The following is a 727-nucleotide window of genomic DNA, read 5'->3' as shown; positions in this document are numbered from 1 at the left end:
AGGAATTAGTTGCCCAGTGCTATTAGATCTCACAAATATTTTATTTAAACCACTAGCATCTTTTCTATTACTTAGATCAGATTGAAGAATAATATCATATTCTTTTCCATCATTTGTGAATTTAGTAACACTTCTGGAGCCAAAAAAAGTTTCTATAGATCTTCCTATTGATTCAATTGATATTCCCAAATCAGCAGCTTTTTGGTTATTAATTTCAACTTTTAGCTCTGGTTTAGTTATTGAATAATCATCTTCAACACTATTTAGTCCTGGATTTTTTCTAGCCTCTGCTTTAACAATTTCTTTCCATTCACTCAATTTTTCATAAGAATTTCCAAGCAAAACAAATTGAATTGGTTTCTCTACTCCGCCACCTCTTATTGATTGGGGCATTACCGGAAATGCTAATATTCCAGGAATTTTACTTATTTCACCAAAAGCCGAACGCATAATTTCCTGACCTGATCTTTTTCTCTTAGCCCAATCCTCTAATAATACAATGATAAAACCAGAATTTAATTGTTTAGCACTACTTCCAAAACCAGGAACTCGTAATAACAATCTCCTGATTTCACCTTTACCAACTTTTGGTAAAAACATATTTTCTATTTCTTGTGCTTTTCCTGCAGTAAAATTAAATCCAGAACCATCAGCAGCTTTAATGATAACGAAAAAAACTCCTCTATCTTCACTTGGCATTAATTCTTTTTTTGAAATTTTAAATAAG

The 727-nt window shown here is 31.4% G+C and carries 1 protein-coding gene; it reads right to left on the bottom strand.

Going from position 1 to position 727, the window contains the following annotated elements; translation table 11 throughout:
• Positions 1 to 727, bottom strand: a 727-nt coding sequence (locus AC1QQ2_RS14695) for an efflux RND transporter permease subunit (RefSeq protein WP_479713704.1), incomplete at both ends; no start/stop codon positions are given.

Origin of the sequence: Aestuarium sp., from assembly GCF_023253315.1 — a bacterium.
GTDB classification, from domain to species: domain Bacteria; phylum Pseudomonadota; class Alphaproteobacteria; order Rhodobacterales; family Rhodobacteraceae; genus Marivivens; species Marivivens donghaensis.
Note: the sequence above shows the minus strand (reverse complement) of the source record. Positions and strands in the feature narration are given on the sequence as shown.